The following is a 15,303-nucleotide window of genomic DNA, read 5'->3' on the forward strand; positions in this document are numbered from 1 at the left end:
CGCTGCGTGAGACCAAGCTGAGCGAAACGAAAACGCCCCGACGGGTTTTGCCCGTCGGGGCGTTTCTCTTGGTGTTTGCGCTTCAAATCCACCCGTCGATCTTCAGCCCGCTCGCCTTTTCGGCCTCTTCGCGCGAAACGTTGCGCACGGTCTGGCCGAAGCTCCACACATGGCCTTCCGGGTCGCACGCGACGTAGACGCGGTCGCCGTAGAACTGGTCGTCGGGCTCGCGCACAATCTTCGCGCCGGCCGCGCGCGCCCGTTCGCAGTGCGCGTCGAGCCCGCCCTTCAACTGCACGTGCACCGACTGCGTGTTCTTGCCCTCGAGTGCAGCGGGGCTCGAGGCGGGCATGCCGGGCCACTCGCCGCAGATGATCACGTAGCCGTCTTCGAAGCGCATTTCCGAATGGCAGAGCTTGCCGTCAGGCGAGGTCACGACGAACTGGCGCGTGAAGCCGAATGCCTTTGCGAGCCAGTCGAGCGCAGCGAACGGATCGCGGTAGTAGAGGGCGGCGCCGAAGGCCGGGCGTTCAGAGGTGCTGCTCATGATCGTCTCCTTTGATTGCGCGACGAGCGCGTAGCTACGCGAACGAAGAATCTAGCATCGGCGCAATTCGCGTGCGCGGGGCCTGCTTGTGCTTCATTACCTGCGGGGTAATCGCCAGCGCTCGCGTGTTCGTCGACTATGGGGTCATCCGCCGCGCAGCAATCCCATCAACGAAAGGAGCGATCACCATGAATCACGATGCGCGTTCTGCGACCCTGCCTGGCTTTACCCGCGTGAACGACGATACCGCGCCGTATTTTCGCGACTGGGGCGCACCACATCTGGAACACAAAAACGCCTCGGCGGGTTTTGTCCGTCGAGGCGTTTTTCGTTGTAAGCGATGCGTCGTTTGTGCCGTTTGGATTAATACGGCCTCGGTGATCTATAGGATGTCGAATTACCCAGAAATTCCCATTTTTGGATAGCCGAATTATATTTAAAAACGAATGTATCGCCTCGCCGAAGAGCCGGGGTGTTGCGTGCTGCTACATTATATGGGCTGATCATGGCGTCCCATTGGGCGTCGGATGAAATTAGCTGAATGCTGTCGTCAGCCGCGCCGGACGGCAGTGTGATTTCCGGGGACCATAAACCGTCCTGAATATAAAACCGGTTGATTTTTCCCCTCGACGACGGTATGACAGCGGGCCCGCCATTATTTGGCGGGGTGCTCGTTGCGGCGTCGGCAAGCCATACACCTGCGCCATATCTGAACCGGACATAATCGCCTGTATATAAGGTTATTGATCCTGTAGGAATGTTTGTATTTCCCATCATCAACTTTGAGCTATAAGTCGCCGATGACGATATGTTGATCGTGTCCCCCTCTCTGGCGGAGTTGGGGAGCCATAATACTTCAGTCCAATTACCGTCGCTCGTGGTGAAATTGACGTTTCTATGGGTGCCGGGAATATTCCCGCCGCCAATTGAATTGGGGCTCAATTCCACCGAATGCGCGGAAATTGAAGCGGACAGAAGAAACGCCAATGCCAATGCGTGGATGAGATTTTTTTTCATCAATGTCATTCGGGTAACGTTTGTGAAATTGACGTAGCGGTTAGATCGATAACCTGTATGTGAGCAAGATGGAGACTAATCTGATAGCGTTCGTCATTTTCCTTCAGGACGGGAGGTGGATTTATCGCGCTTTGCCATGTATGCCAAACCTGGTTGAAAAAGGAAGCCGAATTCTACGCTTGTTGTCATTTCCTTCTTTGACGCCCGATCAAAAATCTGTATCTGCAAGAACAATTGAGTGCTTCTTTATAGAGGCGCGGGCCATCGCTCTATCCCTGAATTATTTAAAATTGTCAAAATTCTTCGCCGAAGGAAATCTCAATTTTTGCCGGTGATTGAATTCCACAACTGTAGCCCCCGGCTGCTTGCTCTATCATTTTCATCACATCGATCATGTTCGCGCAGGCGAGCCCGGCATGTGGTCGGCGGGCATGCGCGGCGGCTTTCATGGTGGCTGTCGCGGCGGTGGTTCGCGTGGGGACAATGGCGCATCCACCGGTGCCGTATGGAGCGGCGCGGGCGGCTCGAGTGGCCGCCACCAGCGCTAGGCCGGCTCGCGCCGCCGTTCGTCCGCGGCGGCCCACGGCGAATCCTTTATGATGGAGCGCGCCCCAATTCCCGAACTGCTCCATGTTTTTCGCCGCGAACTCCCTGCACCGCCGCCTGAGCATCGCCATCGGCACGCTGGCGATTCTCGTTGGCCTGCTGGGCTCGCTCGGCACCTTCCTCGTGGTGCGCAGCCTCGCGAGCGAATTCAGCACGAGCCTGCGCGATGCCGCCGCGCACGTGCAAACCGGCGTGCCGCACCGCGACGGCGAATCGGACTACAAGCAGGATGGCAAACGAGGCAGCGCTCAACCGGACGGCGTACGCCGTCCCTCGGACGACCTCGTCGTGCAGATCTGGTCCGCGAGCGATACCGTCGCGCCGAGCCGCACAAGCGACCCCGACATCGCGCTGCCGCGCGCGCCGAAGGGCTACTCCTCGCTCCAGTACGACGGCGAGGCTTGGGACGTCTTCGCGCTAGCCACCGGCGACGAGCAGATCCAGGTCGCGGAGTCGCGCAGCATGCGCAACCGCAATGCGCTGCGCGTGGCGTTCTGGAGCCTGCTGCCGGTGCTCGCGCTGCTGCCGCTGCTCGCGTTGACGATCGCGGTGACGGTGCGGCTTTCGCTGCGTCCGCTGGAGCGCGTCGGTCGGCGTGCGGCGAAAGTCGATTTGCACGAGCTCAAGCCGCTCGATGCGCAGAAAGCGCCCGTGGAGCTGCGGCCCTTCGTCGAGTCGATCAACCGCATGATCGAGCGCCTTTCGGTGCTCGTGAACGCCGAGCGCAAGTTCATCGCCGATGCCGCGCACGAGCTGCGTTCGCCCATTTCGGCGATGCAGTTGCAGATCGACAACCTGCGTGCCGCGCCGCCGGATCAATACCACGAACGCTTCGAAGAGCTGCGGCGCGGCGTGGCGCGCACGGGCTCGCTCGTGTCGCAACTGCTCGGCCTCGCGCGCGCGGAGATCGGCGGCGCGCAGCGCGCGGTCGCCGACATCGCGCTGCCGCAGCTCGTGACCGATGTGCTGGCTGACCTGCTGCCGCTCGCAGATGCGCGCAGCGTGGATCTGGGCGTCGAGCGTCTGGACGATGCGAGCGTGCGCGCCACCGAGGCGGACATGCGCATGCTGGTGCGCAATCTGGTTGACAACGCGGTTCGCTATGGGCGCGAGGGTGGGCGCGTCGACGTGACGGTGCGCCGCGAGGCGCAAACGGCCACGATCGAAGTGACCGACGACGGCCCCGGCGTCGCTGCGGAAGACCTGCCGCATGTGTTCGACCGCTTCTTTCGCGCGCGCGGCAACGACGCCGAAGGCAGCGGCCTCGGGCTCGCGATCGCGCAGGCGCTGGCGCAGCGCTACGGCGCTCGCGTGACGCTGGAAAATCGCAGCGACGGGCAGACCGGCGTCGTCGCGCGCATCGAGCTGCCGCTGATCGGAAACGACGAGCAAACACTAGCGAAACAAGATGATGAGGAAAGCTGATCAATGCGGATTCTCCTGATCGAAGACGATCTGCAGATCGGTCCGGCGTTGCTGAGGGCGTTGAAGGACGCCTCATATAGCGTCGACTGGGTGCGCACGGGCGAGAGCGGCCGCGCGGCCATCCGCGACGGCTCGTACACGGCCGTGCTGCTCGACCTGGGCCTGGGCGACATGAGCGGCCTCGACGTGCTGCGCGGCCTGCGCGAGGCCAACGACGCCACGCCGGTCATCATCATTACTGCGCGCGACGACGTGGATACGCGCGTCGAGGGTCTCGACCTCGGCGCCGACGACTACCTCGTCAAGCCGTTCGAGAGCAAGGAATTGCTCGCGCGCATTCGCGCGGTGGTGCGGCGCAAGTCGGGCTTCGCCTCGTCGACGATGGGCAGCGCGCGCGTGACGCTCGACATGAATGCGCGGCGTCTCGCCTTCGACGGTCAGACCGACGATCTTTCGGCGCGCGAGTACGCGCTCATGCTCGCGTTGCTGGAGCGGCCCGGCGCGATTCTCTCGCGCCAGCAGCTAGAAGAGCGGCTTTACGGCTGGGGCGAGGAAGTGGAGAGCAACGCCGTCGATGCCGTGATCTACAGCGTGCGGCGCAAGTTCGGCCACGCAGTCATTCGCAACGTGCGGGGGCTAGGCTGGGCCGTGTGCGTTTGATCGTCGGCGATAGTCGGCGATAGTCGGCGATAGTCGGCGTTCGGCCACGCTTGCGCTCAAGAGGCCAGCAGCCGCTGCCACGGACGCGCGCGCCACGCGGTCGCGAGTGCGCCGACCCACTCGGCTTCGTTCTGCGCGAGATGGCGGTCCGCGTGGACCGCGACGAGGCACAGGCTCAGCACCTCGGCGCGCAGCGCCGGGTCTTCGAGTTCGCGCATCACCTGCTGCATGACGCCGGAGTCGAGCTTGCAGGCATCGCTCCAGTTCAGGTGTGCGTTCGTGAGCAAGTCTTCGCAAAGGTCTTGCAGGATCGTGCCGAATTCACCGGGCGCGAGGCCGAGCCGGTCCGCGATGCGCGCGTGATGCACGGCCGCAAGTTCGTCGGCGCTTAGATGGCCATCGGCGAGCAGGGCGATGGCGACGATCCGGCCCGCCGCCTGCGGGCTGTTGCTGGTATAGGTTCGCATGGTCGGGTGTCCTTTGTGAGAAGTTGCAATATCGGAGCGCGGCTGCGATGGAATTCATCCTCGCAGAGAAAAATGAGCGAAGAATGAGGACGGCGCTTTTGCCTGCGTCCGCAACCCGCGACGCGCTTACCGCGCCTCCAGACTGCCGCCCTCGTGGCCGTGCGGCCGGGTCTTGATGAGCGATACGATCACGCCGCCCGCGAGCAGCGCCGCCGTCACGCCGAGGCTCAGCAGCGCTGGAATCTTGCCGACGATACCCACCAGAAAGATCTTCGCGCCGATGAACACCAGCACGAGCGCAAGCGCATGCTTGAGGTAGTGGAAGCGGTGCGCCATGGCCGCGAGCGCGAAGAACAGCGCGCGCAGGCCGAGCACGGCGAAGATGTTGCTCGTGTAGACGATAAATGGATCGGTGGTGATCGAGAAGATCGCAGGGATCGAATCGACGGCGAAGATCAGATCGGCGAATTCGACCATCAGCAGCGCGACCAGCAGCGGCGTGGCGAAACGCTTGAGCTTGCCGGTGGCGGGATGCGCGCGCCGCACGATGAACGCGCCGCCTTCGAGCTGCGGCGTGACGGGTAGCACGCGGCGGATCATACGCAGGATCTTGCTGTCTTCCACGCCGGTTTTTTCGCTGGCCTGGCCGTTTGCCTCTGCCTTCGAGCCGAGCAGCATCTTCACGCCGGTCACGGCGAGAAAGAGGCCGAACACGAACAGCATCCATTCGAATTGCGCGACCAGCGCCGCGCCGAGCCCGACCATGAGCGCGCGCAACACCAGCACGCCGACGATGCCCCAGAACAGCACGCGATGCTGATACACGCGCGGCACCGCGAGCGCGCCGAAGATCGATGCGATCACGAACACGTTGTCGAGCGAGAGCGACTTTTCGATGAGGTAGCCGGTGAGGTACTCGGTGGCCGGCGCGGCGCCGAGCTGCCACCAGATGAAGCCGCCGAACAGCACGCCCACGGCGATATAGCCGAGCGAGAGCCACAGGCTTTCGCGGATGCCGATCTCGCGGTCGTCGCGATGCAGCACGCCCAGGTCGAGCGCCAGCAGCACGATCACCACCGCGAGGAACGCGGCCCAGAGCCAGACAGGCTGTCCGAGAAAGGTGGCGGTGAAAAGCGGCGGGAGCATGGGTGGTCCTTTTCGTGATCCAGTGATGTATTGATGCCGTGGTGCAAGGGGGGCGCGTTTGGGCCTCGGCCCAAACGTCAGCGTAACGACGGAGAATGAGGCGTGAATGAGGGCGCGATGTTTGACATGGATCCAGCCGGGCGACTTATGTTTCGCGCTTCGCTTATCTACGAAAAATGCGGTGCTAGATTGATCGGTTTCGAAAACAACGAGGAGTAAAGAAAATGATGCCAGTCAGAGCGGGCATGGTCTGTGGTCTTGCGGTGGCATTGAGTGCCTGCGCCGGTCTTCAGAATATCGACCCCAATGCCGCGGTTTCAGCTGGATCGACGCTGCTCAAAGCCGCGACGCTTTCGGATAGCGAAGTGATGACCGTCTCGGTCGAGGCGTGCCAGGCGAGCGACGCGAAGTCTCAGGTCGCGGCGCCCGGCAGCGCCTATGCGAAGCGGCTCGCGAGCGTGATGAGCGGCTTCGGCGACATGACCCTGAACGGGCGGAAGATCGACTACAAGGTCTACATGCAGAAGGACGTCAACGCGTGGGCCATGGCGAACGGCTGTGTGCGCGTCTATAGCGGCCTGATGGACATGATGAGCGACGACGAATTGCGCGGCGTGATCGGGCACGAGATGGGGCACGTCGCGCTGGGCCATTCGAAGAAGGCGATGCAGACGGCGTGGGCCGTGAGCGCGGCCAGAACGGCGGTGGGCGCCACCGGCATCTCGGGCGCGGCGGCGTTGAGCCAGTCACAGCTTGGCGACCTGACCGAGAAGTTCGTCAATGCGCAATTCTCGCAGTCCCAGGAGCGCGCGGCGGACGACTACTCCTTCGATCTGCTGAAGAAGAAGGGCATGAACGAGCGCGGGCTGGTCACCGCGTTCCAGAAGCTGGCGACGCTCGATGGCGGCCAGAATTCGATGATGAGTTCGCATCCGTCCTCGCCAAGCCGTGCCGAGCACATTCAGAACCGGATCAACAAGGAAGGGTGACGGGGCGGGCCTCGTAACTGCCTCAAAACTGATAGTTGATCGAAATGTCGCAGACGCCATCGGTTTTGCTCTGAATGATCGGGCTGTTGGCGGCGCTGCCGAGCAGGCGCCGCAGGGCGCCATCGGCGCTCACGAACCAGTGCTTGTTCACGAAATACACCATCGTGATGCCGAAGCCCGCCGACTTCAGGCCCGCGCTTGCGTCGTAGCGCCGGTAACCCGAAGCGGCGGCCTGCTGGCCGTTCACGCCGAACCAGCTTTGCATGTAGTTCGAGTCGGCGAACGTCACTGAGGGGCCGGCGAACCAGTAGAACGTCTCATTGCTGCCCGGCAACGGCATATAGGCGCCCAGGTCGGCGGTCCAGCCATTCGAGCCGCCGAAGCTGCGCGTGAACGCCGCGCGAAATACCAGCGGAAATTCCTTCGACACCACATATTCCGCGGCCAGCTTCAGCTCGGGGGCCGGGTTGATGTTGCCGAGGCCGTTCAGGTGCTCGGGGTCGTCGTGGCCGCGCCGCCCGAGATCGTAGGCGGCGGCCACGCTCATGCGCCAATTCTGGCCCTGCAGAACGTTCACGCCAAAGCCTTCGCCGGTCGAGCCGAACAGGATGTCCTTGTAGCGGATGTCGATGCTCGGCCCGACCAGCATGTGATAGCGCTCCGAGCCGTCATAGCGCGGCTGGAAGGTCGCGCCGATGCCAAGGCGCGCTTCCAGAGGCGGCCGGTCGGGCTCGAACAGCTTTTCCAGCGGGATGCCGGCGGAGTATTGCCACTCCCCGAGCGGCGAAGGTGTTTGCGCCGTGGCGTGCGGCGCGAAGGCCGCGAGCATGCAGGCCGCGGCGGCGAGCCACGCATTCTTCGGGGCCCAAGGGGACTTCCTTCGGGGTGTGCGAGGTGCGAAAGGCATTGGGCCTCCGTGATTGCCTGATGTGGGAGCGGTGTCAGTTCTTCAGTGTGATGGAACCATAATCGCGCCGTCCGTGCGGCGGCACGCGTCATGCAATCCACGTGCCCGCAACGGGGCGGCGGGTCGCACAGCCCCAGGAAAAATGACCGGAAAAACAAGGGTTTCCCGGCAAGCGCGCGCAACGGCGCCACCGCGAACGACTGGCGCCGCTCGCCGGGTAACATCGATACAGGTATCGCCACTACCACCCAACTCACTGTTTTTTATCGCTTTTTTTCGTTCGATGCGATGCGGGCGGCGCGTTTTGCGTGGCATAATCGGTTCACAACATCGATTCACAAAGCAACATTCCCCGCGGTCATTCGCAGTCATTCAATCCCCGCATATCATGGCAAAGACGCTCTACGACAAGTTGTGGGACTCCCATGTGGTCCACACGGAAGACGACGGCACGACGCTCCTCTACATCGACCGTCAGCTGCTGCACGAAGTCACCAGTCCGCAGGCATTCGAAGGCCTGAAGATGCACGAGCGCCCGGTATGGCGCGTCAGCGCAAACCTGGCCGTTTCCGACCATAACGTGCCCACCACGGACCGCAGCCACGGCATCGCCGACCCGGTCTCGAAGCTCCAGGTCGACACGCTCGACGCGAACTGCGACGCCTTCGGCATCACGCAGTTCAAGATGAACGACCAGCGCCAGGGCATCGTCCACATCGTCGGTCCCGAGCAGGGCGCGACGCTGCCGGGCATGACCATCGTGTGCGGCGACTCGCACACCTCCACGCACGGCGCGTTCGGCGCGCTCGCGCATGGCATCGGCACCTCGGAAGTCGAGCACGTGCTGGCCACGCAAACGCTGCTGCAGAAAAAGAGCAAGAACCTGCTCGTGAAGGTCGAGGGCCAACTGCCGCGCGGCTGCACCGCGAAGGACATCGTGCTCGCCATCATCGGCAAGATCGGTACGGCGGGCGGCACGGGCTACGCCATGGAGTTCGGTGGCTCGATGATTCGCGGCCTCTCCATGGAAGGCCGCATGACCGTGTGCAACATGGCGATCGAAGCCGGCGCGCGCGCGGGCATGGTCGCCGTGGACGACACCACGATCGACTACCTCAAGGGCCGTCCGTTCTCGCCGCATGGCGTGGAGTGGGACCAGGCCGTCGAGTACTGGAAGGCCTTCCGCAGCGACGAAGGCGCACACTTCGACCGCGTGGTCGAACTCACCGCCGCCGACATCGTGCCGCAGGTCACCTGGGGTACGTCGCCGGAAATGGTCACTTCGATCGACGGCCGCGTGCCCGATCCCGAGCGCGAAAAAGACCCGGTCAAGCGCGACGCGATGGAGCGCGCGCTGCAATACATGGCGCTCGAGCCGAACATGCCGATCGAGTCGATCAAGCCGGACAAGATCTTCATCGGCTCGTGCACCAACGCGCGCATCGAAGACCTGCGCTCGGCTGCTTACGTGGTGAAGAAGCTCGGCCGCCGCGTGGCGCCGAACATTCGTCTGGCGATGGTCGTGCCGGGCTCGGGCCTCGTGAAGGCGCAGGCCGAGCGCGAAGGCCTCGACAAGGTGTTCACGGAAGCCGGCTTCGAATGGCGCGAGCCGGGCTGCTCGATGTGCCTCGCGATGAACGCCGACCGGCTGGAGCCGGGCGAGCGCTGCGCGTCCACCTCGAACCGCAACTTCGAAGGCCGCCAGGGCGCGGGCGGGCGCACGCACCTCGTGAGCCCGGCCATGGCAGCCGCGGCAGCAATCGAAGGGCATTTCGTCGACATTCGCAAGCTGGCTTGAGCACTGAACCAGGAACAAGGACAAGAGCAATGAAGGCACCTGCACTTACGCGTCGTGTGGCGTTATTCGCCATGGCGGGGTGGCTCCTCGCGCTGGCCGGCTGCAACACCGTGGCCGGCGTGGGCGAAGACATCAGCGGCGCGTCGCGCGCAGTGCAGCGCAAGCTCTAACCCGCCTGGCTTGCTGCCGGCGCTTTCGGCTTCGTTCTGAAAGCGCGGGCGCGATCAGCATCCATCAGGATCACGGATCATGGAAAAATTCACCGTACATACCGGCGTCGTGGCGCCGCTCGATCGCGAGAACGTGGACACCGACGCGATCATCCCGAAGCAGTTCCTCAAGTCGATCAAGCGCACCGGCTTCGGCCCGAACGCCTTCGACGAATGGCGTTACCTCGACCACGGCGAGCCGGGCCAGGACAACTCGAAGCGCCCGCTCAACCCGGACTTCGTGCTGAACCAGCCGCGCTACCAGGGCGCATCTATTCTGCTCACGCGCAAGAACTTCGGCTGCGGCAGCTCGCGCGAGCACGCTCCGTGGGCGCTCGACCAGTACGGTTTCCGCGCGATCATCGCGCCGAGCTTCGCCGACATTTTCTATAACAACTGCTTCAAGAACGGCCTGCTGCCAATCGTGCTCTCCGAGGCGGACGTCGATCATCTGTTCAACGAAACGAATGCGTTCAACGGCTTCCAGCTCACCGTCGATCTGGACAAGCAGGTCGTGCGCACGGTGGACGGCGCGAAGGAATACCCGTTCGAAGTGGCCGCGTTCCGCCGCTACTGCCTCTTGAATGGCTTCGACGACATCGGCCTCACGCTGCGCCACGCCGACAAGATCCGCCAGTTCGAAGCCGAGCGCCTCGTGCGCCAGCCGTGGCTCAAGAACCGCGTCATCTGATCAACGCAGAACGACATACAACGAGGAATCACAGGATGAAGATTGCAGTATTGCCGGGCGACGGCATTGGTCCCGAGATCGTCAAGGAAGCCGTCAAGGTGCTCAACGCCCTGGACGAGAAGTTCGAGCTCGAAGAAGCGCCCGTTGGCGGCGCGGGCTACGAGGCGAGCGGCCATCCGCTGCCCGAAGCCACGCTCGCGCTGGCGAAGGCCGCCGACGCGATCCTGTTCGGCGCCGTGGGCGACTGGAAGTACGACAAGCTCGAGCGCGCGCTGCGTCCGGAGCAGGCCATTCTGGGTCTGCGCAAGCATCTGGAACTGTTCGCGAACTTCCGTCCGGCGATCTGCTATCCGCAATTGACGGGCGCTTCGTCGCTCAAGCCGGAAATCGTTTCGGGCCTCGACATCCTGATCGTGCGCGAACTGAATGGCGACATTTATTTCGGCTCGCCGCGCGGCACGCGCGAAGCGCCGGACGGCAACTTCAAGGGCGCGCGCGAAGGCTTCGACACGATGCGTTATTCGGAGCCCGAAGTGCGCCGCATCGCGCACGTGGCCTTCCAGGCCGCACAAAAGCGCCAGAAGAAGCTCACCTCGGTGGACAAGGCCAACGTGCTCGAAACCTCGCAGCTCTGGAAGGACGTCATGATCGACGTCTCGAAGGAATACCCGGACGTCGAGCTCTCGCACATGTACGTCGACAACGCGGCGATGCAGCTCGTGAAGGCGCCCAAGGCGTTCGACGTGGTGGTCACCGGCAATATGTTCGGCGACATTCTCTCGGACGAAGCGGCGATGCTCACGGGCTCGATCGGCATGTTGCCCTCGGCCTCGCTCGACAAGAACAACAAGGGCCTTTACGAGCCCTCGCACGGTTCGGCGCCGGACATCGCGGGCAAGGGCATTGCCAATCCGCTCGCGACCATTCTGTCGGCTGCGATGATGCTGCGCTATTCGCTGGGCCGCGCCGAACAGGCGGAGCGCATTGAAAACGCGGTGAAGAAGGTGCTCGAGCAGGGCTATCGCACCGCCGACATCGTCACGCCGGACTGCAAGCAGGTCGGCACGGCGGCGATGGGCGACGCGGTAGTCGCGGCGCTGTAAAGCCATCGCGAAAGGGCATGCCGCGGTTGAAGCAGGCGTGCCCTTTTTTCGAGGTGCGGGTTGAAAACGGCAGCGCCGGTAAGGCGTGTCGAAAATGGTTGAAAATGCGGGTAGCTCCGCGCGAATTTGCGGTTTTCGTGTATATTGCTTCGATGGCGACGATCCCCCAGATCACCTTTGTTTCGAAAATCCACGGCACTGCCCGTGCGATTTCGCTCGCCATCGACACGCAAAACACCACGAAAACGATTATTACCAAAACGATCATCACTCGTTGATCGCTCGTCGTGCCCGCTCAATCTTCCCCGCGCGGCCACGCCGGGCGAGCGAAGCGGGGAAGTTGTCCATTTCAAGGGTTAATCATGAACGTAGGTCTCGTAGGTTGGCGCGGCATGGTCGGTAGCGTGCTGATGCAGCGCATGCAGGAAGAACGCGATTTCGACCTGATCGAACCGGTGTTTTTCAGCACCAGCAACGCAGGCGGCGCAGCGCCGTCGTTCGCCAAAAACGAGACGAAGCTCAAGGACGCGAACAGCGTCGACGAGCTCAAGAAGTGCGACGTCATCATCACCTGCCAGGGCGGCGACTACACCAATGAGGTGTACCCGAAGCTGCGCGCAGCGGGCTGGAAGGGCTACTGGATCGACGCGGCTTCGTCGCTGCGCATGAAGGACGACGCGGTCATCGTGCTCGACCCGGTCAACCTCGACGTCATCAAGGACGCGCTCGTCAAGGGCCAGAAGGATTTCATCGGCGGCAACTGCACGGTCAGCCTGATGCTGATGGCGCTGGGCGGCCTGTTCCGCGAAAACCTCGTCGACTGGATGACGGCCATGACGTACCAGGCCGCGTCGGGCGCGGGTGCGCAGAACATGCGCGAACTGCTCTCGCAGATGGGCGCGCTCAACGCCGCAGTTGCGGGCGATCTGGCGAATCCGTCGTCGGCGATTCTCGACATCGACCGCAAGGTGCTCGCCACCATGAACAGCGACGCCATGCCCACGGCCAACTTCGGCGTGCCGCTCGCGGGCTCGCTGATCCCCTGGATCGACAAGGACCTCGGCAACGGCATGTCGAAGGAAGAGTGGAAGGGCGGCGCGGAAACCAACAAGATTCTCGGCAAGCCGGCCATGGGCGAGCCGGGCTCGATTCCTGTCGACGGCCTGTGCGTGCGCATCGGCGCGATGCGCTGCCATTCGCAGGCGCTCACCATCAAGCTCAAGAAGGACGTTCCGCTCGACGAGATCGACGGCATCCTCGCTTCGGCCAACGACTGGGTCAAGGTCGTGCCGAACCAGCGCGAAGCTTCGATGCGCGATCTGTCGCCGGCAGTCGTCACGGGCACGCTTTCGGTGCCGGTCGGCCGTCTGCGCAAGCTCGCGATGGGCGGCGAGTATCTGTCCGCCTTCACGGTCGGCGACCAGCTCCTGTGGGGCGCCGCCGAGCCGCTGCGCCGCATGCTGCGCATTCTGCTCGACAAGTGAATGAATTAAACTACGCGCCTAATGACGCGTAGACAGGGTGATAAAAGCGCCGCGCCAGTCGCGGCGCTTTTTTATTTCCGGGCGGTTTCCGCGCGGCGGGCGCAACCGCCCAGTTCACCCACAACAAACCCCGTTTCATCGACTGCCGCGCGAGCGGTGTGCCAGGGCATCTGATGATCGTTCGATTTGAAGCCGTTTCCCATTCAGCCGATTCAGTTAATCCAGCCATGAAAATGCGCCGGACCGCCGTTGCGGTGTCCGCGGCGCTGCTGGTCGCCATGGCCGGCGCTTCCGGTATGGCTTATGCGCAAGGTGGCGCGGCGGGTGCATCCGCTCCTGCGGCGGCGCTGCCCGTGGTGGGGCAGTACACCGTCCGCCCGGGGCAGTCGCTGCACGATGTGGCTGTCGACGTCACGCAGTCGCACGACAAAACTGTGATTGCGCGCGCGAGCCAGGCGCTGTTCGACGCGAACCCTGCGGCGTTCATGAAGCGCGACCCGAGCCGTCTCAAGGTGGGCGCCGTGCTGAACGTGCCGGGCACGCCCGACATGGCGAGCGCAGCAGCCGGTGCGTCGGCGCCTGCGGCTAGCGTTGCTGCGAGTGCGCCCGGTGCTTCGGCTGTGGTTGTCGCGGCTGCGAGTTCAGCGGCGGCGGCTCCGGCTTCGACTACGGCTGCCGCCGCTACAGGCGCAAGCGCGGCAGCGAATGCCGGTGCGCTGGCAACGAATGGCGCGAGCGGCGCGGCTGGCGCATCGGCTCCCGAGGCTGGCGCGAGCGCGGCGAGTGCGCAAGCGCTATCCGCTGCTTCCGCCGAAGCGAGTGCGAGCGCAGCGCCCGCAGCCGCCAGCGACCCTCATTCGTGGAGCGGTGCAGTCCAGGCGGCACCGCCCTCGGCAGCGGCGTCGGGGGCGTCTGCTACGCCGGGATCGGCGGCATCGACGCCTACGGTGTCGAGCCTGCAACAACTGCTGGCTCTCAAGAATCGCGTGCTGATGGCCTTGCAGCAGCACGGCATCGGCAAGCCTGCGCCGGTGGCCGGCGCACCGGCCGGTGCGCAGGGTAACGCAGCCGCCGGCGGCGCAGCGCAGGGCGCGAACGGCGCGCAGCCCGAGATCTCTCCGACCACGCTTGGCGGCGTGGCCGCGGTTATGCTGGCATTCGTCGCGCTGATCGTGCGTGTGCTAATGCGCAAGCGTCGCAAGCTTGCGCCGGAGGCTAGCGAAAGCGCCATTGAGCCGCCCGCCGCTACGCGCCCGACCGAGCGCGACGATGCGATGGCGGAACCCGTAAAGCCCGCTGCGCCGCTGGCGACTGGCGCGGCTGCCGCAGCCGCTGCTGCCGTGGAGGCGAAAGCCGAATCGCCGGTTGAACTACCGTCGCGTGACGCCGCGCATGACCACGGCGAGCACACCGAACCTGGCGACGACGCGCTGCCGCCCGAAGATCTGGCGCTGCCCATGCTGGGCGAAACGATTGAGCCGGTGCCGCAGCCCGAAGCGCCGCATCAGGCCAAAGCCGACATCGACGAAACGAGCGCCGCCGCGCGCGAGGCAAGCCGCGCTGAGCCGCGTCCGATCGAGCTGACGATGCCGGGCGCGCATTCCGAACCGCATGCGCCCACCGTCGAGGCCCAAGCCCCGGTCGCGCCCGCCGAACCTGCCGTGCCGCCTGCGCCCGAAACCGTGGCGCCGGGCGACCACGCCACACCCGCTTTCCCACCAGAACAACAAGCAGAAGTAGCAATGCCACACGTGGAAGTCACGCAAGAGTTTCCGAAGTCCGCTCTCGACGCCCTGGGCGGCCTCGACATGCCGCTGCCGCCGCGCGTCGAAACGCCTGAGCCCATGCCCGGCGCTCCGCTGTCGACAGAGCCGGTCGCCACCCCCGAGACCACCGCGCGCCAGGCGCTGCCGTTCGCCCAACCGCCCGTGCCGCCGGCCGGCGCGGCCATCGAAGCGGGCATTGCGGGCGCGGGCTCGATCGCAGGGCTGGGTGCGCCGCGCTTCGGCACGCTGACGCTCGATTTCGACCTGAATCTGCCGTCCGATTCCGCTGATCCGCTGCCGGTTTTCACGCCGGAGCAGCTCTCGCGCATCGCCCGCAACAAGCTCGACCTTGCGCACGAATACATCGCGCTCGGCGATCTGTCCGGCGCCCGCGCGCTGATCAACGAAGTGATCGAGTCGAACGACCACGCCACGCGCGCCGATGCGCAGGCGCTGCTGTCGACGCTCTCGCCGCTCTCCTGACGCCG

General features: G+C 64.2%; 16 protein-coding genes. 10 read left to right on the forward strand and 6 right to left on the reverse strand.

Features of this window, described 5'->3' with window-relative positions; translation table 11 throughout:
* Positions 1–82: 82 nt before the first annotated feature.
* From NH14_RS02265 to NH14_RS02275, 3 genes are all read right to left on the reverse strand, one after another.
* Positions 83–547, reverse strand: a complete 465-nt coding sequence (locus tag NH14_RS02265; protein ID WP_035531274.1) for a VOC family protein — start codon at positions 545–547, stop codon at positions 83–85.
* Positions 548–910: 363 nt separating this feature from the next.
* On the reverse strand, positions 911–1,564 hold the full coding sequence (locus NH14_RS02270; RefSeq protein WP_152617258.1) for a hypothetical protein: 654 nt from the start codon (positions 1,562–1,564) through the stop codon (positions 911–913).
* Positions 1,565–1,857: 293 nt separating this feature from the next.
* The gene (locus NH14_RS02275) at positions 1,858–2,013 is read right to left on the reverse strand and encodes a hypothetical protein (protein WP_161790877.1); all 156 of its coding nucleotides are present in this window, start codon (positions 2,011–2,013) and stop codon (positions 1,858–1,860) included.
* A gap of 181 nt (positions 2,014–2,194) precedes the next feature.
* On the opposite strand from NH14_RS02275, the gene NH14_RS02280 reads away from it, so the two are divergent.
* Positions 2,195–3,595: a sensor histidine kinase gene (locus NH14_RS02280; protein ID WP_052148376.1), complete on the forward strand. Its 1,401-nt coding sequence runs from the start codon at positions 2,195–2,197 to the stop codon at positions 3,593–3,595.
* Positions 3,596–3,598: 3 nt separating this feature from the next.
* On the forward strand, positions 3,599–4,255 hold the full coding sequence (locus tag NH14_RS02285; protein ID WP_035531278.1) for a response regulator transcription factor: 657 nt from the start codon (positions 3,599–3,601) through the stop codon (positions 4,253–4,255).
* A 56-nt stretch (positions 4,256–4,311) separates the two neighbouring features.
* On the opposite strand, the gene NH14_RS02290 is transcribed toward NH14_RS02285, so the two are convergent.
* A complete protein-coding gene (locus NH14_RS02290) occupies positions 4,312–4,722 on the reverse strand; it encodes a tellurite resistance TerB family protein (protein WP_035531281.1) in 411 nt (136 codons plus the stop codon).
* A gap of 126 nt (positions 4,723–4,848) precedes the next feature.
* The gene (locus NH14_RS02295) at positions 4,849–5,868 is read right to left on the reverse strand and encodes a TerC family protein (protein ID WP_052148377.1); all 1,020 of its coding nucleotides are present in this window, start codon (positions 5,866–5,868) and stop codon (positions 4,849–4,851) included.
* 224 nt (positions 5,869–6,092) lie between these two features.
* Here NH14_RS02295 and loiP point away from each other — a divergent pair, with 224 nt between their 5' ends.
* Positions 6,093–6,857 (forward strand): metalloprotease LoiP, encoded by a 765-nt coding sequence (gene loiP / locus NH14_RS02300; RefSeq protein ID WP_035531284.1) that lies wholly within the window; start codon positions 6,093–6,095, stop codon positions 6,855–6,857.
* Positions 6,858–6,879: 22 nt separating this feature from the next.
* Here the strand turns inward: loiP and NH14_RS02305 are convergent, their stop codons facing one another.
* Positions 6,880–7,686, reverse strand: a complete 807-nt coding sequence (locus tag NH14_RS02305; RefSeq protein ID WP_035531286.1) for a MipA/OmpV family protein — start codon at positions 7,684–7,686, stop codon at positions 6,880–6,882.
* A 466-nt stretch (positions 7,687–8,152) separates the two neighbouring features.
* Between NH14_RS02305 and leuC the strand changes: the two genes are divergently transcribed.
* From leuC to NH14_RS02340, 7 genes are all read left to right on the forward strand, one after another.
* Entirely contained in the window at positions 8,153–9,562 is a 1,410-nt protein-coding gene (gene leuC, locus NH14_RS02310) for a 3-isopropylmalate dehydratase large subunit (protein ID WP_035531288.1), read from the forward strand.
* A gap of 29 nt (positions 9,563–9,591) precedes the next feature.
* Positions 9,592–9,732, forward strand: coding sequence for an entericidin (locus tag NH14_RS02315; protein ID WP_035531290.1), 141 nt, complete (start codon positions 9,592–9,594; stop codon positions 9,730–9,732).
* Positions 9,733–9,811: 79 nt separating this feature from the next.
* Positions 9,812–10,462, forward strand: coding sequence for a 3-isopropylmalate dehydratase small subunit (gene leuD / locus NH14_RS02320; protein ID WP_035531292.1), 651 nt, complete (start codon positions 9,812–9,814; stop codon positions 10,460–10,462).
* 35 nt (positions 10,463–10,497) lie between these two features.
* Positions 10,498–11,565, forward strand: a complete 1,068-nt coding sequence (gene leuB, locus NH14_RS02325) for a 3-isopropylmalate dehydrogenase (RefSeq protein ID WP_035531296.1) — start codon at positions 10,498–10,500, stop codon at positions 11,563–11,565.
* 17 nt (positions 11,566–11,582) lie between these two features.
* A complete protein-coding gene (locus NH14_RS02330) occupies positions 11,583–11,843 on the forward strand; it encodes a hypothetical protein (protein WP_152617259.1) in 261 nt (86 codons plus the stop codon).
* Between the two features lie 84 nt (positions 11,844–11,927).
* Positions 11,928–13,049, forward strand: coding sequence for an aspartate-semialdehyde dehydrogenase (gene asd / locus NH14_RS02335; protein ID WP_035531298.1), 1,122 nt, complete (start codon positions 11,928–11,930; stop codon positions 13,047–13,049).
* A gap of 233 nt (positions 13,050–13,282) precedes the next feature.
* Complete coding sequence (locus tag NH14_RS02340) at positions 13,283–15,298, forward strand: FimV/HubP family polar landmark protein (protein WP_052148378.1); 2,016 nt, start codon at positions 13,283–13,285, stop codon at positions 15,296–15,298.
* The last annotated feature ends 5 nt before the right edge of the window (positions 15,299–15,303 follow it).

The sequence above is a fragment of the Paraburkholderia sacchari genome (assembly GCF_000785435.2).
GTDB classification, from domain to species: Bacteria; Pseudomonadota; Gammaproteobacteria; order Burkholderiales; family Burkholderiaceae; genus Paraburkholderia; species Paraburkholderia sacchari.